This window comes from Acerihabitans arboris, from assembly GCF_010131535.1.
Classification (GTDB): domain Bacteria; phylum Pseudomonadota; class Gammaproteobacteria; order Enterobacterales; family Enterobacteriaceae; genus Acerihabitans; species Acerihabitans arboris.
In genome coordinates, this window is record NZ_WUBS01000002.1 from 291,430 (window position 1) to 316,602 (window position 25,173).

The following is a 25,173-nucleotide window of genomic DNA, read 5'->3' on the forward strand; positions in this document are numbered from 1 at the left end:
AATAATGATTCGGCGCGGAAGTTAACAATAAAATAAGGCGTATTCATCTCTTTTAGTTGAAGAGAATTCTCGTTGAATAGAGCCTTTGGTTAATGGGTCATGATTGCCTGCATTACACTGAATGAAATACCTGAGGTTATTGATACCACCGCCGGGTTATTTTTACAGCCTCAAAAAATGCATGCTGAGCAATCATTATTTGCCGCATGGGCAAGGAGATGTAACACGCAGGATTGACGTTAAGCGTGGGCCGGCATACCGCGCCATGGGGCCGCCCGGTCGGGCGGAAGAACCCTGCCCGGGCCGGCCTCACTGGCGCGCTCTTCCTTTAACCGGCCGGCTTTGAGACCGGCGTTAGAAATATATTACGGTGCGGATGGATTTGCCTTCGTGCATCAAATCAAACGCGTCGTTAATCTGCTCCAGCGGCAGGGTGTGGGTAATAAAGGGATCGAGATTGATAACGCCCGCCATCGCCTGCTCCACCATGCCCGGCAGTTGGGTGCGCCCTTTCACGCCGCCGAAGGCGGATCCGCGCCATACCCGGCCGGTGACCAGTTGGAACGGGCGGGTACGGATCTCCTTGCCGGCGCCGGCCACGCCGATAATGATGCTTTCGCCCCAGCCTTTATGACAGCACTCGAGCGCCGCGCGCATGACATCGACGTTGCCGATGCATTCGAAACTGAAATCCACCCCACCGTCCGTCAGTTCGACGATCACATCCTGATGGGACGCGCGTGATCCTGGGGATTAATGCAGTCGGTGGCGCCCATGGAGCGGGCCAGATCGAATTTTGTCGGGTTGGTATCGATGGCGATAATGCGCCCGGCCTTGGCCTGCGACGCGCCCTGGATGGCGGCCAGGCCGATGCCGCCGAGGCCGAAGATGGCCACGGTGTCGCCCGCCTTGACCTTGGCGGTATTATGCACCGCGCCGATGCCGGTGGTGACGCCGCAGCCCAGCAGGCAGACTTTTTCCAGCGGCGCCTTGGGGTTGACTACCGCCAGGGAAATTTCAGCCACCACGGTATATTCGCTAAAGGTGCTGGTGCCCATATAGTGGTAGATCGGCTGGCCGTTATAGGAGAAACGGGTGGTGCCGTCCGGCATCAGTCCCTTGCCCTGCGTGGCCCGCACCGCCTGGCAAAGATTGGTTTTGCCGGAGGTGCAGAATTTACATACGCCGCACTCGGCGGTGTAGAGCGGGATCACATGGTCGCCGACGTTGACGCTGGTCACTCCCTCGCCCAAGGCCACCACGATGCCGCCGCCCTCATGGCCCAGCACGGCGGGAAACAGTCCCTCGGGATCGTCTCCCGACAGGGTGAAGGCATCGGTATGGCAGACACCGGTATGGGTAATCTTAACCAGCACCTCGCCCTTTTGCGGCGGCGCAACGTCAATCTCAACGATTTTAAGGGGCTGGCCCGGCCCAAAGGCAACGGCTGCACGAGATTTCATAGGGTTTCTCCAATCATAAACGACACCGGCCAACATCTTACCGTTGACGGCATTATTACTTCAAATAGGAACGCACCAGGCTGGCGACATCATTGAGCCGGGTGATTTTTTGCGCTTCCGTCAGGCCGTCCTCGCCCAGTTCGTCGCGAATATGTATTTCCATTATTTCCGACATCAGGCCGTGCGAAGCGCCGCGGATGGCGGCAATCTGCTGCAACAAGGCGCCGCAGTCCACGCCCGATGCCACCCCGCGTTCCAGCGCCTCCACCTGCCCTTTGATGCGTTTGACCCGCAACAGGGCGCGTTTTTTATCTTCTGCTGAACGTGGCATAACCGGTCCCGCCGCTGATGTAATATAGTATAGGGGGGTATGGTATAGCGAGGGCAAAGAAAGATCAACCTCCAGCGTCCGCCCGGGCGGTCAGGAGTCAGGGCGCGGCCGGCGCCGCGCCCGCATGGCGTCAGTCGCCGTAGATATTGTAGTTAAAGTATTTGGCGGACAATTTGTCGTAGGTGCCGTCGCTTCTGATTTTAGCGATCGCCCGGTTAAGGGAGGCCTGCAATTCGCCATCCTCTTTGCGCAATCCGATACCGGTACCGGGGCCGAAGATTTCCCGGTCATTGACGCGCGGCTGGATCAGTCCGAACTTCTGGCCCTGCGGTTTGCTGAGCAGGGACTCGGTAACCACGGTGGCATCGTCAAGGGTGGCGTCAAGCCGTCCGACCACTAAATCGGCGTAGACCGCGTCGGCGCTGGGATAAGGGATGACTTCCACGCCTGCCGGCGCCCAGAATTTTTTCGCATAGGCTTCAAATACCGAACCTTGCTGCACGCCGACGCGCTTGCCTTTCAGCGATTCCGCCGTCGGCTTCAGGCCGCCGCTTTTGTCGGCCACCAGGAACGCCGGGGTGTTGAACAGCTTATCGCTGAAATTAATCGCCTTGGCGCGCTCTTCGGTAATACTCAGCGACGAGAGGATGCCGTCGAATTTCTTGGCCTTCAGCGCCGGGATCAGGCCGTCAAAACCGTTTTCCACCCAGCGGCATTTGGCCTGCAGCTCGTGGCAAATGGCGTTGCCGAGATCAATATCAAAACCGGCCAGTTCGCCGTTTTGGGTCTTAAATTCGAACGGGGGGAACGTGGGGTCCACGCCAAAGCGAATTTCCTGCGCCTGCGCGCTTAAGGCAAACAGGGCAAGCGCGGCGGGTAACCAATGTCTTATTTTACGCATAGGCATCATTAGAGCGGCTCCAAAATTATATGACCCTCAGGCGCGACCATTTAAAACCACAATGGCGCTGTGTGCTGGCAAAAACATACCAAAAAATAGACCAACATCTACTGGTATAACCGATTGGGCCGGCGCTGGCAACAGCCGCCGGAAAAATTTAATCCGCGCCGCGGCCCGCGATGCCGTGGCTCCGACGTTACCGGCGGCAGTAGCCTGCGCTCTGGCGGCGTCTGGCGGCGGGTGGTATGATTAGGTCATGTTGGCATGCTTGCCGCCCGGGCTATGGTCCGGGAATATACGCGTGTTCCCGCGCATCAACAGCGTTACTGCGCCAAGGTAAAATAGACCATGGACACACAAAGTCATTTCCCGGCCGCCAGGCGGCCACGCAAGGCCTACCTGGCCGCCCGGCGGGCTCTGCTGATGCTGCTGGAAACGCCGGAATACAATCCCGGCGATCAGATCCCCGCCGAGCGCGAACTGGCGCAGACGCTGGACATCAGCCGCATGACGCTGCGCAAAATCCTCGATGAACTGATAGGTTCGGGCATTTTGGCGCGCAAAGGCAATCGCGGCACGTATCTCGCCGGAATGGCCATCGAGCGACCGCTGAACGAGCCGCTCGAGCATGGCATCAGCAAAATTGTCGAACTTAACGGCGCGGTGCCCAGCAGCAGGCTGATCTTTTTTCACCAGACCACGGCCAGCGCGCGCATCGCCCGGCTGTTGGCGATCGAGACCGGCATGCCGGTCATTATCATCAAACGCCTGCGGTTGGCCGATACCCGGCCGTTTTGCCTGGAAACCAGCTACCTGCCCCGGGAACGGGTGCCGGGTTTATGCGCCGAGGATATGCGCCAGGACGCCTCGCTCAATCTCCTGCTGGCGCAACGCTACCAAATTGTCGGCACCTCGGATCGGGGCACCATCCGCGTGGGAGTGATGACCGAGGAGGAGCAGGCGTTACTGCAGGCCGAGGCCGGCACCCCGGCGCTGACCTATCGCGGCGTGATCTTCGACCAGCATAACCGGCCGAACGAATACCTGGTATCGATTAACCATCCGGGCCGCGTGGCGTTCAAAATCGCCACCCGCCATCCGCTCTCCATGGCGCTGGAGCGTCAGGAATACGACGCCGAACCGGAATAATAAAAAACATCCGGGTTGTTCATATGACCAATGGCTTTGATAGTTCAAGACGATGAGGAATAACCTCGGCGTGGACTATACTGCCAGGACAGGATCCAACGTCAGCTCCTTCCCTTTATCGGTAGTTTCATAAGGACATTGCTATCATGAGCGTCAAGACACCAACAACATCCTCGATCAAAACGGTTAATCCCGCCACCAACCAAGTTGAAAAACAATTTGATGTGATGTCCGAAGAACACATCGAACATATCCTGGCCTCGGCCCACGGCGCATTTCAACAATGGAAAAAAACGCCGTTCGGGCGGCGCGCCACGCTATTGCACAACGTGGCCGCCATCATGCGCGACCGCCGGGACGAACTGGGCAAGCTGTGCACCCTGGAGATGGGCAAACTGCATGCCGAAGGCGTGGGCGAGGTGCAGCTGTGCGCCGATATCTTTGATTATTACGCCGACCACGGCGAACAGTTCCTGGCCGACAAGCCTCTGGAAACCGCGATTGGCAGCGCGTTTCTCAGCTACCAGCCTATCGGCGTGCTGCTAAGCGTACAGCCCTGGAACTTCCCGTTCTACCAGATCACCCGTTCGGCGGCGCCGAATATCATGGCCGGCAATACCATGGTGTTGAAACATGCCTCCAACGTACCGCAGTGCGCGGCTATTATGGAGCAGATCTTTATTGACGCCGGCGCGCCCATCGGCATTTACACCAACCTGTTCGTCCCCGGCGCCAAAGTATCGCAGCTGATAGGCGATACGCGCATCAAAGGCGTTTCCCTGACCGGTAGCGAAGCGGCGGGCGCCAGTTTTGCCGCCGAGGCGGGAAAACATGTCAAGAAATCGACCCTCGAGCTGGGCGGCAGCGACGCCTTTGTGGTCCTGGCGGACGCCGATCTGGATCTGGCGGTAAAAACCGCCGCGCTCGGCCGTTTATGGAACGCCGGCCAGGTATGCGTATCGCCCAAGCGCATTATCGTATTGGCAGAGGTTGCCGAAGCCTTTATCAGCAAAGCGCGGGCCATTTATGAAAATATCAGGATAGGCGACCCGCTGGATCCGTCTACCCAGCTCGCGCCCTTAAGCAGTGAAAAAGCGGCGCAGGAAATTATCCAGCAGGTGGAAACCGCAGTAAAGCAAGGCGCCAAGCTGGTTTACGGCGGCCACCGCGTCGATCGCCCGGGCGCCTATATGGAACCGACCATCCTGACCGGCATCAAACCCGGCACGGCGGCCTATTCAGAGGAAATCTTCGGGCCGGTGCTGTGCGTTTACGCCGTCAAGGATGAGGCCGAGGCGATAGCGCTGGCCAACGATACGGTCTTCGGGCTAGGCGGCACCGTCTTTGGTACCGACACCGCCAAAGCCGTGGCGGTGGCGCGGCAAATCGATACCGGCATGGTCTATATTAACCATACCACCGGTATTGCGGCGGAATTGCCGTTTGGCGGCACTAAAAACTCCGGCTACGGCCGTGAGCAGTCCCTGGCGGGGATCCATGAATTCGTCAATGAAAAATTGATCCGGATCACCACGCCGGACGCGCCTTACTGATGATGCCCCGGCGTTGGCGTTACCCGAGCCGGTACAGGGCGCGGGCCTGCAACCAATTGGGTTAAACCTGTCCCCCGGCCGACGCGCCGGGGGTCACAAGCCGGCACAATATCCCCGCCGCGCAAATTCAGACGGCGGCATCGGTTATCCCCGCGCTTGCCCGACTTTGATATAAACGCACGACCGTAAATCCAGCTAGCAAGCTGATTAATGATAAAATCAAACCGGCGTTTCATTTTTATTAACTTTTACTCGATACATGACCCGCTGCACTGGCCGTCCGAAATAGACCAGAAAAAGAACGGCGTATATTAAACTTATTCCGCCAGGCGGCGTCGGCATCAAAATATAAATTTATTTTAAATTATCAACAAATAATACAATACTTGTGAGAACGCAAAACGTGACCTTAAGTTAGGGCAAAAACGTCTACTTAAGTGAAATTTAATCTTTTAATTGTGCATATGCACATATTAAAGTGATCAACATCTAATAATTGATATTTAAAATCGCTAAAACATATAACTATGATCCACAGCACAGACACTCCATTATTACAAACATAGCCTCATTTTACCGCCAAATATTGGTCATTTGCATAATGACTTCCCCTGACGCCATTTTTATACTGCCAGCTCAAATTTCGAATGGCGATTGATACTTTTACTATTTTTGTATCGCGCCGACACCTATTAAAAACATACCCGGACCCCTACCGACAAACAGAATTTTAATAATGAGGCCTATGGCGGAGGCGGGCTGTTTTTGCCCGTGCATTCATGCCGCAGGCTCGAAGCGTTGACGCGGAGAAATACAATGGCAATCGAGTCCACCTTGGACGGCAAAGGCAGAACCCATGTTCGTTATGTGGTGCTGTTATTTATTTTTATTATTACAGCGGTTAACTATGCCGACAGGGTCACCCTGTCGATAGCCGGCACCGCGGTTTCCCATGATTTGGGATTGGACGTGGTCAACCTGGGCATGATTTTTTCATCGTTCGGCATTGCCTATCTGCTGATGCAAATCCCCGGCGGATGGTTGCTGGACCGGTTCGGGTCGATCAAGGTCTACAGCTATAGCCTGTTCTTCTGGTCGCTGTTCACCCTGCTGCAGGGCTTTGTCGGCGCGCTGTCGGTGCCGATGGCGGTATTTTCGCTGTTCATGCTGCAGTTCCTGCTGGGTTTTGCCGAGGCGCCCGCCTTTCCGGCCAATGCCCGCATTGTCGCCGCCTGGTTCCCCGCCAGGGAGCGCGCCACGGCATCCTCGATTTTTAACGCGGCGCAGTATTTCTCGCTGGCGATCTTTTCCCCCTTCCTGGGATGGCTGGTCTATGCCTGGAGCTGGAAACACGTCTTTACCGTAATGGGTATCATCGGATTTATCCTGACGTTCCTGTGGATAAAGTTCGTGCATAACCCGTTTGAATCTCCCTACGCGTCACGTTCCGAGCTGGATTACATCGAGCAAGGCGGTGGCGTGGTCAATATGGATAGCAAGAAAGCGGCCGATACCGGTCCTAAATGGAATTACGTTAAGCAGCTGCTCACCAGCCGCATGATGCTGGGCATCTTTTTCGGCCAGTATTTCCTCAACACCATTACCTGGTTCTTCCTGACCTGGTTCCCTATCTACCTGGTGCAGGAAAAAGGCATGAGCATCCTGAAGGTGGGCATTATCGCCTCCATCCCGGCGTTATGCGGCTTCGTGGGCGGGATATCGGGCGGCGTGGTGTCGGATTTCCTGCTTAAGCGCGGCTGTTCGCTGACCTTCGCCCGTAAGGCGCCGATTGTCTTCGGCATGCTGCTCGCGTCCAGCATGATTTTATGCAACTACACCGATAATACGGTGCTGGTGGTGGCGCTGATGGCGCTGGCCTTCTTTGGCAAAGGCTTCGGCGCGCTGGGCTGGCCGGTGATTGCGGATACCGCGCCGAAAGAAGTGATTGGGCTGTGCGGCGCCATCTTCAACGTGTTCGGTAATATCGCGTCCATCGTTACGCCGCTGCTGATTGGTTTCCTGGTGAAAAACCTGCACTCCTTTAATAGCGCGCTGATTTTTGTCGGCTGTTCGGCCATCATGTCGATGCTGTGCTATTTGCTGGTAGTGGGTAAAATCCAGCGGCTGGAACTGAAAAAAGTTCCGGCATAGGCCGGCGACCGCCTGCCCAGGACTTGAAGCGGGTATGGCGGGCAAGAAGAGTAAGGCGCGGCGTCCCTGGGACGGATCTACGGCGTATTTACCATCTTGCCCATCATGACCGCACATCCCGGTTTGTCCCTGGCATGAGGCCATCTTTCGATGGCCTTTTCTTGTTCAGAAATCGTAGCCCAGGGTTGCCACCAGCGAGCGTTCAGCCCCCCAATAGCAGTAGCCGGTGCCATAACAGGCGGCCACGTATTTCCTGTCGGTGAGGTTATTGGCGTTCAGCTGCGCATAGGCGCCTTTCCACCGCGGGTTCCAGGCGGCCAGGTCGGCGCGCACCGACAGATCCAGCAGGGTCGCCGAAGGCACGCGGCGCGTATTTTCATTGTCCGCCCATTGCCGGCCGATATAACGCACCCCGCCCCCCAGGTTAATGCCGTAATCCGCCCGGTACTGCGCCCAGAGCGACGCCATCTGATCCGGCGTCACATACGGCGTATTGCCGTCGTTGCCGTCCACCGCGTCCTTGAATCTCACCCGGTTATAGGTATACCCGGCAATGCCGCTCAGGCGCTCCGTAAGCTGCGTACGGGCCTCCAGTTCGATACCCCGGGAACGCACCTTGCCCGCCGGCACATAATAACTGCCCTGTACTATCCGGTTGGCCACGTCCTTTTGCGTCAGGTCGTACAAGGCCACCGTATAGAGCGAGGACGTGCCCGGCGGCTGGTATTTTACCCCGGCCTCATACTGCTCGCTGGTGGTGGGCTTGAGCAAATTGCCGTCGGCGCCCGACAGGGCCTGGGGAGTGATGGCCTGGCTATAGCTGACATAAGGCGAGACGCCGCTGTCAAAGGCATAGAGCAGCGAACCGCGGCCGCTAACGTGGTCATCCTGGCGCCGGTAGGTGGTGTCGGTGTTAAGGGTGGTATTATTGGCCACGATACGATCGTAGCGGCCCGACACATCCAGATGCCATTTATCCAATACCATCTCATCTTGCAAATACACCCCGCTCTGGGAGTAGCGGCGTTTGGCGTCGACGCGCGTCGCTCCCGGCACGGTCAGGCCATAGTCGGTAAACAGCCCCGGGCCGCCGCTGGCGCCGGTCGCCGGATCCAGCTGGGTGGCATAGGCGCCGTCGTCCCACAGATCATTGGTATATTCATGGTATTCACCGCCCAGCACGACTTTATGGCGGATGCCGCCGGTAGTGAAGTCGGCCGCCAGTTGGTTATCGACGGCATAGGCGGAAAGCGAGGATGATTCGCCGGAATAATAGCGGTTCAGGGCCGAGCGGTCGGTATTCCAGCCAATCTGGTACACCTGCTGCTGGTCGACGTTGGCATGGGTGTAACTGCCGTTGGAGCGAAACGACCACACGTCGTCAAAGACATGGTCGAATTCATACCCGTAGATTTGCTGGCGCCGCTTGAATTCATTCAGGCTGCTTTCGCCGTCGAAAAATCCCCGGCCCAGCTTCGAGCCGCCGCTGGCATAGAGGCTGCCGTCCGCCGGCACCGCGCTGTGATAGCCGCCCGAGGGATCTTTTTGCAAATAGGCTTTTAACAGCAGCGAGGTATTGTCATCCGGCTGCCATAACAGCGACGGCGCGATGGCATAGCGCTCCTCGCGCTGGCGATCGTACTGGGTATCGCTATTACGCGTAATGCCGGTCAGGCGGAAGGCCCATTGATCGTTGATGGCGTCGGTATAGTCGAACGCCGCGCCGGTGGTGGCGTTATTGCCGGCCATAAGCTTGAAATGCCCTTCGCTGGTGAACCGGGGCCGCCTGGAGGTCATCATCACCAGTCCGCCGGGAATGGTTTGGCCGTACAGCGCCGACGACGGACCGCGTATCACATCGACCCGTTCCAGGAACCACGGATCGATCTGCAGGTTGTTATAACTGCCGCCGTCGCTCATCAGCCGCAGGCCGTCCAGGAAGGTATTATTGGTGTCGCCGCCGTGGAACCCGCGTAGGGAAACGGTCTCATAACGCGTTGCGCCGCCGGCGAAGTTGGTAAATACCCCCGGCGTATAGTTCAGGGCGCTGTTGACCGTCAGGGCGCCCTGATCGTCCATTTGCCGGCGGGTAATCACCGATACCGACTGGCCGGTGGTGATCAGCGGTTTATCGGTCTTGGTGGCGCCACGGCTGGTTTTGGCGGTATAGCCCTGGGTCGGCGAATCGGCGGTATCGGCGGGTTGGGCGGCGGTGACCACCAGGGTATCCCCGGCATAGGAGAACAACGGCGCCGTAAACGCGAGTGTGCAAAGCAGAGTGAAGCGCTGTAAGCTAAAAACCCTTCTCATTATATCTTTCCATTGACAGGTGAGTGACGCAATAACCCCGGCGGGTAACAAAACCTCGCGATGAGGGCGGGGTGTGGGTAAAGGTCAGGCACGCGTTAGTAAAACGCAATGAGAATTATTATCTTTATTAATTAATGTTTCAATAAGTAATTAATAGATAACATTTGGCGGGCAAAAACACATCGGATAATGGATCATGAACGGCCAAGACTTGCGCCTTTGGATGATGGGTCAATAAAAGGAGGGTATCGCCGCCGCAGCGGCGCGAGCAACCCGGGCAACGGCCACGCGCGCCTTCGCCGGCAGGTGGTGGATTACCGTCCCCGATGGCGCCCTGTTATAGGGACCGGGGGGCTCGCCGCGCAGGCTTATCCCCGTTTCTGCATATCGGACGCGTCTTCTTCCCCTTCATTCGACGCCTCGTGGGAACGATTCGATGCCGAATGGGAGGTGTAAAGCACCATCAACGCGGCGGCAAACTCATCATCCACCGTATAGAAATAGCACTCCGGCACGTCGAGGATTCGGGCAAACGCGCAGCAGGTCTCAAAGTTGGGACGGTAGATCCCATTTTCATACTGACTGATCCTGGAACGGGCGGTGGACTCATCGATACCTGCCATGACCGCCAATTTTTCCTGTGTCAGCTTGGCCCGATGCCGGGCTTCTCTCAGGCGTTTTGGAATCATCTTAATACATTAATAATGTTAACTTGATAATCTGTTTAGCATCACTTAACATCACAGTTGTTTAGAATTACTAAACACCTAATAAGAATAGAACAAACATCAGGGTTAGGGCCGGCATTTGCCGGCCTGATTTGGTGTTTTTGCTAACGCCATAATTCCACAGCATTAAATCCTGTTGCTCTCCTGAAAATCCCGTGTTTTTAAGAATTTCCTCGGTGTCTAGCCCTGCGGAATCGCGTCTGTTAACACCCGAAAATCGCCTGCCGCCTTAGGCGGAAGCGATCTGGACATCCGGCGGCGAAAAATTTTGCTCAATACGCGGTTTTGTACACTTGATCACAGAGGCCCGGACAAAATATCGCCATGCTGAAGACGTCAGAAAAAAGAGGTGGCTATGTATATCGAAGACATCGAAGTGGTCACGGCGATAGCCGTTATCATGATCATCCTGATCTGGAACCTGGCTGCGTAACGACGCTCCCGCATCCCTGCGCACTAGTCTGCGCCATAGCGATCCCCCAGCCGCCGTCGCCACCCCAATCCGCCCCACTGATTGCACCAACCGTGCTTTTCCTGCACTAAAACACAACAGCAGTATTTTTATGGTTATTTATAAGTCGTTGTATTTAAACTGAATAAAATACTGGCACAGATTATGCTTTGAAAAATACATAAAACTGGATCCAGTTTTGTTTATTTCAAAAACGGATGCTTCCATAGTAAATACAATATGGCTGAAACCACTGAAGAACAGATGTATAAGCATATTAAAATGCGCATCCGTAAAGGTGTATATCCTTCGGGTATGAGACTGGTCCCGGAATCGCTGGCCGCCGAATTTGGCGTAAGCCGTATGCCGGTACGCCAAGCGCTGAGAAAATTAACCACCGAAGGTTTTGTTTCCTCGCTGCCCAATCGCCGTCTGGTGGTAAGCGAAATAGATTTAGCCTCGATGAAGGAAATATTCGAAATGCGCGCCGTGCTGGAAGGGCTGGCTACCCGGCTGGCTATGGAAAATAAGGATGCCCGGCTTAAACAGCTGCGTGAGGACAATCTGGTCGCCATGGAACAGCTGATCGGTAATATTGACCAGTGGAGCATATTGCATCGCCGTTTTCATGAAGATATCTATCGTGGCTGCGGGCGCCCAATGTTATTGCAGCAAATTTCCAATTTATTGACCATGGTGGAGCCTTATATGAAAGTCTGGATCAGCGACACGACTTTTCAGCAGCATGCCCTGCTGGGGCATCGGGAAATCCTCAACGCTATAAATAACAAAAGCGCCGATGAATGCGAGCAGGTTATGCGGGACCACATCATGAATACCATCCCGGATTTACATGAACTTTATTGCAAGCGATAACGAGTGAATTGAAAAGATGATCCTTTAACAGCGGTATAAATCCAACCTTTTACTCCAGGGGAGAATGTCATGAATAATCTCAAGTTAATTATCTTGAGCGGTTTACTGTTGTCTTCAACTTTTATTTCCTCCACGGTTTTTGCCGCTGGGATAGCCGATTCGGCGGTCTGCAAACAGCTAAAGGCGGATAATCCCGAATTGCAGGGGAAAACGCTCGTTAATGCCATTAATCCCCATACACCGGGCTACGAAGCGCTGGACCCTAACGATCCCAGTAAATACATCGGATTCGATATCGATCTGGGCGAAATGATGGGGGAATGCCTGGGCTTTAAGGTGGAATATAAATCGGTGGCCTTCGCAGCATTGCTGCCCACGCTGCAAAGCGGCCAGGCCGATTTTGTGATATCGGATATTTACGCCACCTCCGATCGCGCTAAAGCCGCTGATTTCATTACCTATTCTAAAGTCTTTGACGGAGTGCTGGTCGCCAAGGGCAACCCGAAAAAAATCACCGGCATCAACACGTCGTTATGCGCGGCCACCGCGGCGGAAAATACCGGTTTTGTCGAAGTACCGCTGATCCAGGCCCTGGCAAGCGAGTGCAAGGCCGTCGGCAAGCCGGCGCCGGAAATCCAGCTTTATGATAATAACGCCAGCTGTATCCAGGCGGTGCTGAATGGCCGCGCCGATACCTACATCAATGATATCAACACCGTTGAACAGGCGGTAAAGGCCTATCCGGACAAACTGGAGAAAGCCGTGGCGGTGACATTGCCTTATTCGGTGGGCATCGCGGTGCCTAAAGGCAAGGAAAAATTCAGGACGGCGATGTTGAATGCGCTGGTGGAAATCCAAAACCTGGGCCTCCAGACCGAACTCCTTGATAAATGGGCGCTGGGCGCAAGTAACCTGGAAAAGCCCAGGCTGATACTTAACTGATTTTTTCCATCCTTGGTCTTATATAGCGGCAGACTGCCGCTATAGCCGTTTAGCAAAGGTTAACCATGGAACACTTTTTACATTATTTGACGCTCGGTTATCTCTTGCAGGGTATCCTGTTCACCCTGCAAATCACGGTCTATGGCTTGATTGGCGGGACTATTATCGGCGTGCTGCTGGCTACCATGCAGCTGTCCCGCTTCAGGCTGCTGGCCGGTATTTCGCGGGGTTATGCGGTTATTTTCCGCGGCACGCCGCTGATATTGCAACTGGTATTCGTTTATGACGCCTTGCCTTATATCGGTTTGAAATTCAGCGCCGTTGCCGCCGGCGCTATTGCCTTATCGCTGAATGAAGCCCCGTTTATTTCCGAAATTATTCGCTCGGGCATCCTATCCATTAATCGGGGCCAGATCGTCGCCGGCCAGGCATTGGGCATGATACCCCATGTCATTACCCGTAAAATTGTTTTCCCCCAGGCTATCAGGACCATGATCCCCGCCTTTGGCAGCGAATCGGTATCGGCGTTAAAAAACTCCTCGTTGGCATCGTTTATTTCCGTGCAGGAATTAACACTGCGCAGCACCCAGCTGGCATCATCGACCTTTGATTTTTTTTCCATTTTTATCGCCTCGGGGGTCATGTATTTAGCCCTGACCGGCATTATCACCGCCCTGCAGCTGGTATTTGAGCGTTTCCTCGATTTTGATTTTAAAAATAATCATAAAATTAAAAAGATTGACGCCATCCTCACATCACTGCCCGCCCGGCAAAAAGAAAAAATCAGCGATGCTGATATGGTGTCCACCGAAGCCAGCGACGAGATTTTGATTGATATAAAAGATCTGCATAAATCCTACGGCAAAACGCCGGTGCTCAAAGGATTAAACCTGCGCGTTAAAAAGGGCCAGATCGTAGCCCTGCTGGGACCGAGCGGATCGGGGAAAAGCACCCTGCTGCGCTGTATCAACGGCCTGGATCAGTATGATGGCGGGTCTATTACCATTGGCGGTGATTTGATTGGCAAAACCCTTGCAGGCACGTTTTTATTGGAAAAAGAGGCGGCCCGGCAACGCATTAAAAATAAAATCGGTATGGTCTTCCAAAATTTCAATCTATTCCAGCATATCAACGCCATTGAAAATGTCGCCATGCCGCTCATCTGGACTTACGGCGAAACCACGCCGGCGGCGTATCAGCACGCCTTCGGCCTGCTCAAACGGGTAGGCCTGGAAAACCGCTACGGCGCGCTGCCGGGCCAGATGTCCGGCGGCCAGCAGCAACGGGTGGCCATCGCGCGCACCCTGGCCACCCGCCCGCAGTTGCTGTTGCTCGATGAACCCACCTCGGCGCTGGATCCCGAACTGGTGGGCGAAGTGCTGGAAATCATCCGAGACCTGGCCCAGGTCGACGGCCTCACTATGATTATCTCTACCCACCAAATCCGCTTTGCCGAGCAGGTCGCCGATTATTGCGTGTTCCTGGACGGCGGCGTGGTGGTGGAGGAAGGCGCGGCCAAGGTGGTTATCAACCAACCGCAAAATCCACGCACCCAACGTTTTTTATCCCTTATGGAACAATCGAAATAGCCCGGAGGAACAGGACCATGGAAAAGAAAAGTTTTCAGTTCGCCGCCGATACCGGCGTGCCGCCGCAGGTCGGCCCATTTTCCCATGCAACGCGTTGGGGGGATATGTTGTTTATTACCGGCCAGATGCCCACCTCCCCCAGCAGCGGCAAGATGGTTGACGGCGATGTGACGGCGCAGGCCCGCCAGGTCAGGCGCAACCTGGAGGCGGTGCTTAAACAGTTCAACCTTACCCTAGACGCCTCGCTGATGGTGCGGGTGTACCTCGCCTCCTTCGAGGATTACGATGCCTTTAACCAGGAGTATGCCTCCTGGTTCCAAGGCCCCCTGCCCAGCCGGACCTGCGTGGGCACCACGGGACTGGCGGTCGGCGCCCTGGTTGAAATCGATCTGATTGCCGGTATCAGTTGATTATCGGCCACGCCATGCGGATAAAACACAGGAGAAGCCCATGTCTTTGATCAAACCCGAACACGACAGCCTGCGCCCGGAACATCAGCCGCGCACCCATGTGCTGGAAGCCACCCCCGCCACCGTGCACTGGGGTTATTTTGACGCCGCCCTGCCCCCCGCGCTGACCATTGTCTCCGGGGATATCGTCTGCGCCGAGGCGGTGACCCAACATGCCGGCGACGCGCCGGAACTGATGATGGATGCGGAGATCGACCGCATCTACCGTGAAGTGCCGAAGGCGGATCGCGCCCCCGGCGTCCATATCATGACCGGACCTATTTATATTCAGGATAGCCAGCCCGGCGATATGCTGGAAGTGCGCTATCTGCAAATGAAACCGCGCTTTATGTACGGCTCCAACCTGGCGGCCAGTTGGGGGCATCTGTTTAAGGAAATGGGCGAAAAGGAGCGAGTGACTATTTACAGAATGGATGATTTCAGCCAAACCGCCACCCCGGTGTTCGCCTATGACTTCCCCGGTAAATACGAAATACCTGGCACCATTACCCCGGCCTGCGACTGCTGCCGCGCCGAGATAACGGACGGGATCCGGGTGCCGGTGCGTCCGCATCTGGGCACCGCCGGCGTAGCGCCCAACGCCCAGGGTCGGGTCAGCACCGTTCCGCCGGGGGAGCATGGCGGCAACATCGACAACTGGCGCATCGGCGCCGGGGCCACCATGTATTATCCGGTGCAGGTGCCGGGCGCGCTGTTTTCCATCGGCGATCCGCATATTTCCCAGGGTGACGGTGAAATCAGCGGCACCGCCATCGAAGCCTCGCTCAGCGTTATTATGCAAATCAAGGTACGCAAGGATTTCCATTTTCCATCGCCTTTACTGGAAACGCAGGAGTTTTTCATCACCCATGGTTTTAATGAAGACCTTGATTTAGCCATGCGCCAGGCCAGCATCAATATGCTGACGCTGCTGACCGAGCATTTTGGCTTAAGCCGTGACGACGCGTACTCACTGATGAGCGTCACCGTCGATTTTTCCGTGACCCAGGTGGTGGACGGCAGACAGGGCGTGCACGCCAAAATCGGTCGTCATCTGCTTAAGGAGCGTCACGCTTAGGGCGGGCCGCCGGTGGGTTCTTGCGGCCGATGCGGCGGATGGATCGATAGGGATGCTTTCAAAACAATGTTTTAATAAAATTTTTTGAAATACATTTTTTTTGAAATACATGAACTTGATCACAACTGAAAGCCGATGGAATTGGGTAGTATTGCCGCTCTTTAAGTACTTAACTGGTAAGGAATAACCATGAAAAAAATTGTAGGCGCGGCCCTCTTTTCACTGCTGTTAAGCAGCACCTGTTTTGCCCAAAGCGCCGATACAACGTCGGTGACCAAAGCCGTGGAATCCATGCGCCAGGCCATGGTCAGCGCGAAAAAAGCCGATCTGGAGAAAGTCGGCGCGCCGACGCTGAGCTATGGCCATTCCAGCGGTAAAATCCAGAATAACGCCGAATTTGTCGACGCCATCGTCACCGGCCAATCCAAATTCCTGACGCTGGACCTGAAGAACCAGACCGTACAGGTCGACGGCGATGTGGCCATTGTCAGGCATATCCTGCAGGCCAAGACCGCCGACGCCGGCAAGCAGCCGGGCGAAGTGAAAATCGGCGTCATGCAGGTATGGCAGAAAAATGCGTCCGGCGCGTGGAAACTACTGGCCCGCCAGGCCTATGCGTTGCCTAAATAAGCATTAACCGCAGCGGCTCTCGCCCATGAGGGCCGTTTTGCCTTTCATCCTCTTCCCGGCTCGCCGGCCCTGCGTCCCGGAAAATTATGTAACTTTTTGTCAACAAGAACGCGGTTCAACGCCGCGCATCCACCGCTTAATAAGCGCTTTACATAATTGAAATCAACACATTACAGACACGCTTCTTTTCACCCCGCTGCCGACCCCCTTTTTTTCGCCCGCCGCCGCCCGGCCCGGCCTGTCTACCGCTGTCACATCAGGGTAATAATCTCTCGCGCCGGCGCGGATAAATTGCTATATAGATACAGATAGTCATCACCAAGAGCTTACCGGAAGACTACCTTGAAACGCTGCTGCTTTGGCCGGGGGTTTGTCCCTTATTGTTTGATGGAGGGGGAATAATGCCTACGGAAACATTATCGATAGGATTTTTTTTAGCGGCAATTATTCTCTATTCAGCCAAAGCTAAAAAAAACAAATATGTATTTTTTTTGGTGCTGTTTTTGTTGGGCATCTATATTCTGCTTAATCTGATCCGGGTAGCCAGTAATTATTTTACCGGTGCCGGCATTAACGATTCGGTGTTGTATACCGTCACCAGCAGCTTGACCGGCGCCGGCCTGGGTAAATATATTTTGCCTTTTGCCGGCTTCCTGCTGGCGTCCCTGCTGGTGTTCGCCCTGATGTCATGGCTGTTGTTATTACGTAAATCCGGCGGCGGCCGCAACGCTTACAGCCTGTTGGCCTTGTTACTGGCCGCCGGCGCCGTGATTGCCACCCCGGCCAGCAGGGAAATCGCCGGCCTGGTTAAATCCCAGATGGCAAATGGGGATACGGACTTTCATGTCTATTATAAAACCCCTAACAAACTGTTATCAGGTAACAGCCCTAATCTTATTTACATCTATGCCGAAAGTCTTGAAAGAACCTACTTTGATCAGGATAATTTTGCCGGTTTAACCACCGCGCTCAACAGCCAGAAAGATAATTCGATTGACTTCAGCAATACCGCCCAACTGCCGGGCACCGGTTATACCATTGCCGGGATGGTGGCGTCGCAATGCGGCATTCCCCTATTCGCGCCCTTCGATGGCAATGCGTCAAGTTCATTATCCACCTTTTATCCCCGCGATATTTGTCTTGGCGATATCCTGCGCGCCTCCGGCTATGATAACTATTTTTATCAGGGGGCCGACCTGGCCTTTGCGGGCAAGGGCCTGTTCCTGAAGTCGCATGGTTTTGATCATATCTATGGCTTCCAGGAGCTTAAGGGGCTGGTCAAGGACCCGGACTACCGCAACGAATGGGGCTGGTACGACGATACCTTGCTGGACCTGGTTTATGATAAATTCATTGATTTGTCGCGCAATAAACAACGGTTCGCCTTATTCGCGCTAACGGTTGATACCCATCATCCCGACGGATATATTTCGCAGTCGTGCGTAAACCGGTCTTATCAGTATGACAACGCGGAGAACAGTTCCCTAAGCGCCGTGGCCTGTAGCCAGGAGCATATCGCGCGGTTGATAAAAAGAATCAGGGAATCCGGTTATTTTAAAAATACGGTGATCGTGGTGTCTTCCGACCACCTGGCCATGAATAACACCGCCTATGATATTTTGAACCAGCACGACAGAAAAGACCTGTTTTTTATCATTCGCGGCGATCGGGATGAACGGCAGGTCAGCAACGTCAAAAGGAGCACGCTGGATAACGGCGCTACCGTGTTGGACGTGATGGGGGGTGATAATTATATCGGCTTAGGCAGGAGCAGCTTATCCGGCACCTCGTTATCGACCTATTTTTTAAATATCGATGACAAAATAACCGCCTGGATACCGGATGTTATCCGGCAATGGGATTTCCCGACCAGGATAAAAAAATACAAAATAGATGTTAATGACAAAACCATCGGGTTTTCCGGGGTAAAATTCAAGATCCCGCTGATTTTAAAAATTGACCATAATAATATCGAGCCGATGTTTGATGTGTATTTATCCGCTCCGTTAAAACAGCAGTTGGCCAAGCTCAATGCCAAGGATAAATTCTTGTGGATTGATGACTGCAACAAAATGGCCGACGTGTGGGATGCCTCGCTCAGCCAAGTGTCAAACTATTGCGTTGCCGTCGGGAACCTGAGCACGCGCCCGCAAATTGTTAGAATAGACAGCGACGTCTATCGCGGCAAGGTGTCGTTTAAAAAACTACCCGCCGGGGACGAAGCCCAGTTCCAGCAAACCGTCGGCCGGCTTAATTTAACCGATCCCCCGACCAATTAACACGGGGGACGGGTGGGCGCGTAAGCTGCGCCGCTTTACACATTAACGTTTTATGCAAAACTGCATCATTTCCTGGCAATATAACCGGCCAAAGTGAATAACCATGGTTATTAATTAAACAACATTATTTATCGATGTTATAAATGTCCATTTCCTGGACGGCGATGTTAATAAGCCTGTGCTCCCCGAAGTAATAATTATTCTTATTTGAAACGCCCCTTTTTTGTCTTCATTTCCCGCCGCCCGACGGGAAAGAGCCTTATGAGACGCGGCCCCGCGGGTCATAAGTTATTCTTATGCTTAGCGGTGATAAACATATGCTTTTTTATACGTGGTTAATTATCTTTGCCTATGCAATATTCCTGTGCAGAAAACCATGCTCTTGGGATAACCCCATGAAGTGGTTAAATTATTTAATAATTATATCAAGGAAAAGCAAATGGCTTTATTAATCAATAAACGGCCCGCCGTTTTATCGCTATTGACCTTACTGGCCCTGGGCAGTCTTTCTTCCGTTGCCGTCCATGCCGATCAATTGGCCGATATTAAACAGGCCGGCGTTATTCGCGTCGCCACCTTTGATTCCAACCCGCCGTTCGGGTCCGTGGACGCCAAAACCCATGCCATCGTCGGCTACGACGTGGATTTCGCCAAGGCGCTGGCAACCGCCCTGGGCGTAAAACTGGAGCTGGTGCCCACCAATCCCGCGAATCGCATTCCGCTGCTGCAGTCGGGCAAAGCCGACATTATTGTTGCCGATATCACCATCACGCCGGAGCGGGCCAAGGTGATCGCTTTTTCCATCCCCTATTTTGTCACCGGGCAGCAGTTCCTGGCGCCGGTGAATTCACCGGACAAGCTGGACGGCTATGCCGATGCCCGCATCGGCGCGGTGAAAGGCACCACCGGCGAGCAGGAACTGCATCATCGTTTCCCGAATGCCCGCGTCCTGTCCTATGACGATATCCCGCTGGCGCTGACCGCGCTGCGCAACGGCAATGTGCAGGCCATCACCCAGGACAGCACCATCCTGGCCGGCCTGCTCGACGGCGCGCCGGATAAAGCCAAGTATAAAGTGCTGCCGGAGTTGCTGAGTAAAGAAGAGATCGGCGTCGGCGTTAAAAAAGGCGAAACCGCGTTACTCTCCTTTGTTAATAATGAGCTGCTGAAACTGGAGCAAAACGGCCAGGCCACCTCTATTTATAATATTTGGTTTGGGCCGCAGACTAAGTCGCCTCAACCACGTTTGTTTAAAATAAAAGCGAACTGATCGGGCTGAACTAATGCAATCCAAGTACGACAATATGCAATCATCCGCCGCCCCGGTGGCGGATACCCCTGCCCCACATGCTTCCCCCGCCGTCGAATTCCGCCAGGTAGATAAATTTTTCGGGCCGCACCAGGTGATCAGCCAGGTGGATTTCAGCGTCGGGCGCGGCGAAGTGGTGGCGATTTGCGGCCCCTCGGGATCGGGCAAATCCACCCTGATACGCCTGATTAACCAGCTCGAAAGCGTAAGCGGCGGTGAAATCCTGATCAACGGCCGGCCAACCTCGGCCTTGACAGGCCGGGCGCTGCGCGAGTTACGCACCCATATCGGGTTCGTGTTCCAGCAGTTTAATTTGTATGCCCATCTCAGCGCGCTGGACAATGTCAGCCTGGCGCTGGTCAAGGTGCACGGCTGGACGCGGGCCAAGGCGCATGCCAAGGCGCACACCCTGTTGGAACGGGTGGGCCTGGGCGGCAAGGCGTCCTCTTTTCCGGCGCAATTGTCCGGCGGCCAGCAGCAGCGGGTGGCGATTGCCCGCGCCCTGGCCACCGACCCAAGCCTTATCCTGTTTGACGAACCCACCTCGGCGCTGGACCCGGAAATGATCGGCGAAGTGCTGCAGGTGATGCAGGAACTGGCGCATAGCGGCATCACCATGGTGGTGGTCACCCATGAAATGAGCTTTGCCCGCGAGATCGCCGATCGGGTGGTGTTTATGGACGGCGGAATCATCCTGGAGCAGGCCGACCCGGAAAGCTTTTTCACCGCGCCGGTGCATCCGCGCGCGCGGCGCTTTTTGCAAAAGGTACTGAATCCGCTGCATGCGCGGGTGGAAGACCTCTGATGGCCTGGCATCTGGATTGGGCCGGCGTGCTGACCGGCCAGCCGTGGCAATGGATCCTCTCCGGTCTCGCCGCCACCCTGTACGTCACCCTGCTCGCCAGCCTGCTGGCTACCCTTATCGCCCTGCTGATGTTGGGCCTGCGCCTGGCGCCTGGACGCGCAGGCCACGCCCTGGTGGCGGCCTATGTTGCGGTATTTCGCAACACGCCGCTGCTGGTGCAGCTGTTGTTCTGGTACTTTGCCGCCTGGAGCGCCCTGCCGCAGCGCCTGCGGTTTTACATCGGCGATATGCACCCGTGGTCGGTGCTGCCGGGCAACGTGCCCTGGCTGGCGCCGGAATTTCTTTGCGCCTGCTGGGGACTGGCGCTGTTCTGCGCGGCGTTTTTAATCGAAGAGGTCCAGGCCGGCTTGAACTCCGTGCCGGCGGGGCAAAAGGAAGCCGCGCTGTCACAGGGGTTCAGCCAGGGACAGATGTTACGCCATGTGCTGTTGCCGCAGGGATTGCTTAACGCCTGGCAACCCCTGGTCGGGCAGTACCTGAACCTGATGAAGCTCTCCTCACTGGCCAGCGGCATCAGCTTTGCCGAATTAACCTATCAGGTCGGCCATGTGGAGAGCTACAACGCCCACGCGCTGGAGGGCTTTGCGGTGGGCACCGCGCTTTACCTGCTGCTGGGCGTGGCGATGGGATCGCTACTGATGTTATCCGGGCCGAAACGACGCGGCGGACGGCAGCGCCTGGTGGCGGCCGTCGACGCCGCGACGCAGCCGGCCGTTCGGGGCAAGGGGGTGCGCCATGACCTTTAATATCGACGTGATCCTCAATAACCTGACCTACCTGTTGTGGGGCCGTTTGGCCGACGGCCAGCCGGGCGGCGTGCTGCTGACGATTATCATGGCGCTTTCCGGCGGCGTGCTGGCGCTGGCGGCCGGCGTATTGCTGGCGTGCCTGGCCTGGCGCTACCAGGGCTGGACGCGCCGGGCGCTGTTTATCTGGGCCGAGGTTATCCGCGGCATCCCGCTGATTTTTGTCATCTTCTGGATGTTTTTCCTGTTGCCTGTCCTGTTCGGCGGTTCGATTCCCGGCCCGCTGACGGTGATCCTGGCCCTGGCCTGGTTTACCTCGGCGGCGGTGATGCACACCACGCTGTCCGGTCTGAACGCCCTGCCTGCCGGGCAGGTGGAGGCGGGCATCGCCTCGGGGCTTGGCGAGTGGCAAATCCTGCGCACGATTTTATTGCCGCAGGCGATGCCGAACCTGCTGCCGTCCTATATCGGGCTGATGGTCTCCCTGGTGAAGGACACCTCGCTGGCGTTTATCGTCAACGTGCCGGAGCTGACCACCGTCGCCGGCCAGGTCAATAATCGCGAGCAGATATATCCCACCGAGATTTTTGTCTTTATCGGCCTGATTTATTACCTGCTGTGTTATGGCCTGTCCCTGCTTGCGGCCAAACTGGGCGCGCCGAAGCCGCTGTCACGATAGCGTCCCTCTCTTCCTGCGGGACCGGATGATCGGGTCCCGCTCGGACATCCCAAGGGGTTACAGCATATGGCGCCGGGCTTCGGCCCGCACCCGATGCAGCACCTGTTGTTTGATATGGCTGTAGCCGGGGGCCTGCGCCAGGGTCTCGATATCCCGGTCCCGGCCGAAAGGCAGGACCACCTCTTCGACAATGTTACCCGGCCGCGCCGACATCACCAGTATCCGGTCGGCGAGGAACAGCGCCTCCTCCACGTCGTGGGTGACAAACAAAATCGTCGTGCCGGTCTGCCGCCAGGCGTCACGCAGCAGCTCCTGCATCATCATCCGGGTTTGCGCATCCAGCGCGCCGAAGGGCTCGTCCATCAGCAGCACCTCGGGGTCGGGCAGCCAGGCCCGCGCCAGCGCCACCCGTTGTTTCATGCCGCCGGACAGTTGCCAGGGCGCATGCTGGCCAAACCCGTTCAATCCCACCCGGTCAAGCCAGGCGTTGGCATCGGCGTCGGCCGCGGCTTTTTTCCGGCCCGCCATGCGCGCGCCGAAGGTGACATTATCCAATACCGACAGCCACGGGAATAAGTTGGGCTGCTGGAACACCATGCCCCGGCTCGGGTGCGGTGCTTTGACCGGCCGGCCCGCGCAGAGGATCCGGCCTTGCCGCACCGGGGTGAAGCCGGCAATCAAATTCAGGATGGTGGATTTGCCGCAGCCGGAGGGGCCGAGCAGCACCACGAATTCGCCTTTGGCAAGCGTAAGCGAGACATCGTCCAGCACCGTCAGGGACGCATGTTTACCGGCAAAGGCCAGGGTGATATGTTCAACATCGATATGCGGCGTCATGCGTCCTTCCCCGCCCAGGGCACCAGCCATTTCTGCAAGCCCACGATCGCCAGGTCCAGCATATAGCCGATGGCGCCCAGCAGCAGGATGCCAATCATCACGATATCGGTGCGCAGATAGGCGCTGGCGTTGATCACCATCCACCCCAGGCCCGACGTGGCGGCCACCAGTTCGGCGGCAATCAGCGACGTCCAGCCGACGCCGATGGACAGGCGCACGCTGGTAAACAGCTCTGGCAGGGTCTCCGGCAGCACCACCCGCCAGAAAATCTGCCGGCGCGAGGCGCCCAGGCTCTGCGCCACGCGGATCCGTGCACCGCCGACCCGCTCCACCGCGGCGGCTGCGCCCACCACGACGCTAAGAAAGGTAGCGATAAAAATCAGGAAAAATTTCGACGACTCGCCAATGCCCAGCCACACCACCGCCAGCGGGATCAGGGCAATTTTCGGCAGCGGCCGCAAAAACTGCACAAACGGATTGAGCGCGGCGGCGATCGGCTCCGACAACCCCATCAGCAGCCCCAGCGGGATGCCGCAGGCGATGGCGACGGCGAAAGCGCTCAGCGCCCGCGCCAGGCTGATGGCGATATGTTGCCAGAGCGGCACTTGGCGATAGCCGTCATGGAGCAGCTCAACGGTGGTTTCGGCCAGATCGGATAACGGCGGCAGCAATAAGGGGTCGACCCACTGCCGTTCGCCGGCGATTTGCCACAACAGGAAAAACAGCGTCACCGAAACGACGCTAATGGCGACATGATTAACCGCTTTCATATCAGTATTTATTTACCCGCGGCCTGGCGAATGTAACTGGAATTAATCGCCTCGTTCCAGGTGGCGGGGATATCGCGTTTACGCACCTCGCCGGTGCTTTCCAGGAAATGGGCGGTTTTATTCACCGCCTGGCCGATGCCGCTGCGGTCGGTATCGGCACCGTCGCCCAGCCAGGCGGCGGTGCCCTGCTCGGCGATGGAAGGATACTCCAGGCCGGCCAGGGTGTTGGTGGCGGTGGCCACGGGCGCGCCCACTTCGCGGGCGACGATGGCGGCGGCGGCCTCGGGATCGCGGCGGAACTCATCCACCTTGCGCTGATGCACCTTCAGGAAATCGGTCACCACCTGCGGATATTGCCGGGCAAAGGCTTTGCGGACCACATAGTTGTTATAAATCAGGTAACCGTCTTTTTGCAGATCCTTGGTGGCGAACACCTGATGGCCGCCGGAAGACTCCAACTCCTGGGCAAAGGGCGCCCAGACATAACCGGCGTCGATATCGCCGCGTTTCCATGCGGCCACCATCTCCGCCGGACGCAGCGGAATCAGGGTAATCTTGCCGCGATCGAGTTTATGCACGGCAATGGCCGCTTCCAGCGCGTACTGGGACGTGGAATTGGGCGGGTAGCCGACCCGTTTGCCTTCGATATCCTGCAACCGATCGATACCCTGCTTGCCGATCAGGCGTTCATAGGTGGCAATGACGCCGGAAACGCCGACAATCTCCACCGGCAGCTTGCGCACGATACCGGCGGTGGCCGGACTGGAGCCAAAGTTGGCGATATCAATGGCGTCGCTGGCGAAATAGTTCAGCGCATCGGCGCCCGAGGCGAACTGTACCCATTTTACCTTGGTGCCCAGCGCCTTTTCCAGGCTGCCGTCCGCTTTCGCCAGCATTATCACCTGGGAACCGCCGCTGTAGGCAATGCGCACTTCATCCGGCACCGCCGCAGCAAAGGCCGGGGATAAAGCCATTAACCAGCTGGCCGCGCCAAGCGCGGCCGTCAATATTTTTCGCATACTGTATCCTGTGAAATGATAACGAATAATTTTATCGTTACGGTATTATCAAGGCGCACAGTATAAGG

21 protein-coding genes and 1 pseudogene are annotated in these 25,173 nt (G+C 56.1%); 14 read left to right on the forward strand and 8 right to left on the reverse strand.

Annotation, left to right across the window (positions count from 1 at the left end; all coding sequences use genetic code 11):
• Positions 1-354: 354 nt before the first annotated feature.
• From GRH90_RS03540 to GRH90_RS03550, 3 genes and pseudogenes are all read right to left on the reverse strand, one after another.
• Positions 355-1,463: pseudogene (locus GRH90_RS03540) on the reverse strand (S-(hydroxymethyl)glutathione dehydrogenase/class III alcohol dehydrogenase).
• A 55-nt stretch (positions 1,464-1,518) separates the two neighbouring features.
• Positions 1,519-1,794, reverse strand: coding sequence for a metal/formaldehyde-sensitive transcriptional repressor (locus tag GRH90_RS03545; RefSeq protein WP_162364513.1), 276 nt, complete (start codon positions 1,792-1,794; stop codon positions 1,519-1,521).
• Positions 1,795-1,924: 130 nt separating this feature from the next.
• Positions 1,925-2,695, reverse strand: coding sequence for an ABC transporter substrate-binding protein (locus tag GRH90_RS03550; protein ID WP_376766055.1), 771 nt, complete (start codon positions 2,693-2,695; stop codon positions 1,925-1,927).
• A 348-nt stretch (positions 2,696-3,043) separates the two neighbouring features.
• Here GRH90_RS03550 and GRH90_RS03555 point away from each other — a divergent pair, with 348 nt between their 5' ends.
• The 3 genes from GRH90_RS03555 to GRH90_RS03565 all read left to right on the forward strand — a co-directional run bounded on the left by GRH90_RS03555 (position 3,044) and on the right by GRH90_RS03565 (position 7,548).
• Complete coding sequence (locus tag GRH90_RS03555) at positions 3,044-3,844, forward strand: GntR family transcriptional regulator (protein ID WP_162364514.1); 801 nt, start codon at positions 3,044-3,046, stop codon at positions 3,842-3,844.
• Between the two features lie 146 nt (positions 3,845-3,990).
• Positions 3,991-5,397, forward strand: coding sequence for an NAD-dependent succinate-semialdehyde dehydrogenase (locus tag GRH90_RS03560; RefSeq protein ID WP_162364515.1), 1,407 nt, complete (start codon positions 3,991-3,993; stop codon positions 5,395-5,397).
• Between the two features lie 816 nt (positions 5,398-6,213).
• Entirely contained in the window at positions 6,214-7,548 is a 1,335-nt protein-coding gene (locus GRH90_RS03565; protein WP_162364516.1) for an MFS transporter, read from the forward strand.
• A gap of 165 nt (positions 7,549-7,713) precedes the next feature.
• On the opposite strand, the gene GRH90_RS03570 is transcribed toward GRH90_RS03565, so the two are convergent.
• Entirely contained in the window at positions 7,714-9,858 is a 2,145-nt protein-coding gene (locus tag GRH90_RS03570; RefSeq protein ID WP_162364517.1) for a TonB-dependent siderophore receptor, read from the reverse strand.
• Between the two features lie 368 nt (positions 9,859-10,226).
• A complete protein-coding gene (locus GRH90_RS03575; RefSeq protein ID WP_162364518.1) occupies positions 10,227-10,547 on the reverse strand; it encodes a helix-turn-helix transcriptional regulator in 321 nt (106 codons plus the stop codon).
• A gap of 754 nt (positions 10,548-11,301) precedes the next feature.
• Here GRH90_RS03575 and GRH90_RS03580 point away from each other — a divergent pair.
• The 11 genes from GRH90_RS03580 to GRH90_RS03630 all read left to right on the forward strand — a co-directional run bounded on the left by GRH90_RS03580 (position 11,302) and on the right by GRH90_RS03630 (position 22,479).
• On the forward strand, positions 11,302-11,913 hold the full coding sequence (locus tag GRH90_RS03580; RefSeq protein WP_281352705.1) for a GntR family transcriptional regulator: 612 nt from the start codon (positions 11,302-11,304) through the stop codon (positions 11,911-11,913).
• Between the two features lie 69 nt (positions 11,914-11,982).
• The gene (locus GRH90_RS03585) at positions 11,983-12,855 is read left to right on the forward strand and encodes an ABC transporter substrate-binding protein (protein ID WP_162364520.1); all 873 of its coding nucleotides are present in this window, start codon (positions 11,983-11,985) and stop codon (positions 12,853-12,855) included.
• 65 nt (positions 12,856-12,920) lie between these two features.
• Entirely contained in the window at positions 12,921-14,444 is a 1,524-nt protein-coding gene (locus GRH90_RS03590) for an amino acid ABC transporter permease/ATP-binding protein (protein ID WP_162364521.1), read from the forward strand.
• Positions 14,445-14,461: 17 nt separating this feature from the next.
• Complete coding sequence (locus tag GRH90_RS03595) at positions 14,462-14,854, forward strand: RidA family protein (RefSeq protein ID WP_162364522.1); 393 nt, start codon at positions 14,462-14,464, stop codon at positions 14,852-14,854.
• Positions 14,855-14,894: 40 nt separating this feature from the next.
• Complete coding sequence (locus tag GRH90_RS03600) at positions 14,895-15,971, forward strand: acetamidase/formamidase family protein (protein WP_162364523.1); 1,077 nt, start codon at positions 14,895-14,897, stop codon at positions 15,969-15,971.
• Positions 15,972-16,160: 189 nt separating this feature from the next.
• The gene (locus tag GRH90_RS03605; RefSeq protein ID WP_162364524.1) at positions 16,161-16,601 is read left to right on the forward strand and encodes a nuclear transport factor 2 family protein; all 441 of its coding nucleotides are present in this window, start codon (positions 16,161-16,163) and stop codon (positions 16,599-16,601) included.
• Between the two features lie 401 nt (positions 16,602-17,002).
• Positions 17,003-18,880, forward strand: coding sequence for a phosphatidylglycerol--membrane-oligosaccharide glycerophosphotransferase (opgB, locus tag GRH90_RS03610; protein ID WP_162364525.1), 1,878 nt, complete (start codon positions 17,003-17,005; stop codon positions 18,878-18,880).
• Positions 18,881-19,319: 439 nt separating this feature from the next.
• Positions 19,320-20,150, forward strand: a complete 831-nt coding sequence (locus tag GRH90_RS03615) for an ABC transporter substrate-binding protein (RefSeq protein ID WP_162364526.1) — start codon at positions 19,320-19,322, stop codon at positions 20,148-20,150.
• A gap of 34 nt (positions 20,151-20,184) precedes the next feature.
• Complete coding sequence (locus GRH90_RS03620) at positions 20,185-20,994, forward strand: amino acid ABC transporter ATP-binding protein (RefSeq protein ID WP_162364687.1); 810 nt, start codon at positions 20,185-20,187, stop codon at positions 20,992-20,994.
• Positions 20,994-21,800: an amino acid ABC transporter permease gene (locus GRH90_RS03625; RefSeq protein ID WP_162364527.1), complete on the forward strand. Its 807-nt coding sequence runs from the start codon at positions 20,994-20,996 to the stop codon at positions 21,798-21,800. Before GRH90_RS03620 ends, GRH90_RS03625 begins: the two co-directional genes overlap by 1 nt.
• A complete protein-coding gene (locus GRH90_RS03630) occupies positions 21,790-22,479 on the forward strand; it encodes an amino acid ABC transporter permease (protein ID WP_162364528.1) in 690 nt (229 codons plus the stop codon). The genes GRH90_RS03625 and GRH90_RS03630 overlap by 11 nt, the downstream gene beginning before the upstream one ends.
• A gap of 57 nt (positions 22,480-22,536) precedes the next feature.
• Here GRH90_RS03630 and GRH90_RS03635 read toward each other — a convergent pair whose 3' ends face one another.
• Genes GRH90_RS03635 through GRH90_RS03645 form a run of 3 tightly spaced genes read right to left on the reverse strand, consistent with a single transcriptional unit; the run spans position 22,537 to position 25,105 of the window.
• The gene (locus tag GRH90_RS03635; protein WP_162364688.1) at positions 22,537-23,316 is read right to left on the reverse strand and encodes an ABC transporter ATP-binding protein; all 780 of its coding nucleotides are present in this window, start codon (positions 23,314-23,316) and stop codon (positions 22,537-22,539) included.
• Complete coding sequence (locus GRH90_RS03640) at positions 23,313-24,086, reverse strand: ABC transporter permease (RefSeq protein ID WP_162364529.1); 774 nt, start codon at positions 24,084-24,086, stop codon at positions 23,313-23,315. Before GRH90_RS03640 ends, GRH90_RS03635 begins: the two co-directional genes overlap by 4 nt.
• Before the next feature lie 8 nt (positions 24,087-24,094).
• Positions 24,095-25,105, reverse strand: a complete 1,011-nt coding sequence (locus GRH90_RS03645) for a taurine ABC transporter substrate-binding protein (RefSeq protein ID WP_162364530.1) — start codon at positions 25,103-25,105, stop codon at positions 24,095-24,097.
• Between the last annotated feature and the right edge of the window lie 68 nt (positions 25,106-25,173).

What these genes read in the sequence shown, in the direction of transcription:
- GRH90_RS03645 (WP_162364530.1), bottom strand. Translation starts at nt 25,105, where the DNA reads ATGCGAAAAATATTGACGGCCGCGCTTGGCGCGGCCAGCTGGTTAATG.
- GRH90_RS03630 (WP_162364528.1), top strand. Translation starts at nt 21,790, where the DNA reads ATGACCTTTAATATCGACGTGATCCTCAATAACCTGACCTACCTGTTG.
- GRH90_RS03605 (WP_162364524.1), top strand. Translation starts at nt 16,161, where the DNA reads ATGAAAAAAATTGTAGGCGCGGCCCTCTTTTCACTGCTGTTAAGCAGC.
- opgB (WP_162364525.1), top strand. Translation starts at nt 17,003, where the DNA reads ATGCCTACGGAAACATTATCGATAGGATTTTTTTTAGCGGCAATTATT.
- GRH90_RS03595 (WP_162364522.1), top strand. Translation starts at nt 14,462, where the DNA reads ATGGAAAAGAAAAGTTTTCAGTTCGCCGCCGATACCGGCGTGCCGCCG.
- GRH90_RS03560 (WP_162364515.1), top strand. Translation starts at nt 3,991, where the DNA reads ATGAGCGTCAAGACACCAACAACATCCTCGATCAAAACGGTTAATCCC.
- GRH90_RS03590 (WP_162364521.1), top strand. Translation starts at nt 12,921, where the DNA reads ATGGAACACTTTTTACATTATTTGACGCTCGGTTATCTCTTGCAGGGT.
- GRH90_RS03580 (WP_281352705.1), top strand. Translation starts at nt 11,302, where the DNA reads ATGTATAAGCATATTAAAATGCGCATCCGTAAAGGTGTATATCCTTCG.
- GRH90_RS03555 (WP_162364514.1), top strand. Translation starts at nt 3,044, where the DNA reads ATGGACACACAAAGTCATTTCCCGGCCGCCAGGCGGCCACGCAAGGCC.
- GRH90_RS03545 (WP_162364513.1), bottom strand. Translation starts at nt 1,794, where the DNA reads ATGCCACGTTCAGCAGAAGATAAAAAACGCGCCCTGTTGCGGGTCAAA.
- GRH90_RS03625 (WP_162364527.1), top strand. Translation starts at nt 20,994, where the DNA reads ATGGCCTGGCATCTGGATTGGGCCGGCGTGCTGACCGGCCAGCCGTGG.
- GRH90_RS03550 (WP_376766055.1), bottom strand. Translation starts at nt 2,695, where the DNA reads ATGCGTAAAATAAGACATTGGTTACCCGCCGCGCTTGCCCTGTTTGCC.
- GRH90_RS03570 (WP_162364517.1), bottom strand. Translation starts at nt 9,858, where the DNA reads ATGAGAAGGGTTTTTAGCTTACAGCGCTTCACTCTGCTTTGCACACTC.
- GRH90_RS03635 (WP_162364688.1), bottom strand. Translation starts at nt 23,316, where the DNA reads ATGACGCCGCATATCGATGTTGAACATATCACCCTGGCCTTTGCCGGT.
- GRH90_RS03640 (WP_162364529.1), bottom strand. Translation starts at nt 24,086, where the DNA reads ATGAAAGCGGTTAATCATGTCGCCATTAGCGTCGTTTCGGTGACGCTG.
- GRH90_RS03620 (WP_162364687.1), top strand. Translation starts at nt 20,185, where the DNA reads ATGCAATCATCCGCCGCCCCGGTGGCGGATACCCCTGCCCCACATGCT.
- GRH90_RS03565 (WP_162364516.1), top strand. Translation starts at nt 6,214, where the DNA reads ATGGCAATCGAGTCCACCTTGGACGGCAAAGGCAGAACCCATGTTCGT.
- GRH90_RS03585 (WP_162364520.1), top strand. Translation starts at nt 11,983, where the DNA reads ATGAATAATCTCAAGTTAATTATCTTGAGCGGTTTACTGTTGTCTTCA.
- GRH90_RS03575 (WP_162364518.1), bottom strand. Translation starts at nt 10,547, where the DNA reads ATGATTCCAAAACGCCTGAGAGAAGCCCGGCATCGGGCCAAGCTGACA.
- GRH90_RS03615 (WP_162364526.1), top strand. Translation starts at nt 19,320, where the DNA reads ATGGCTTTATTAATCAATAAACGGCCCGCCGTTTTATCGCTATTGACC.
- GRH90_RS03600 (WP_162364523.1), top strand. Translation starts at nt 14,895, where the DNA reads ATGTCTTTGATCAAACCCGAACACGACAGCCTGCGCCCGGAACATCAG.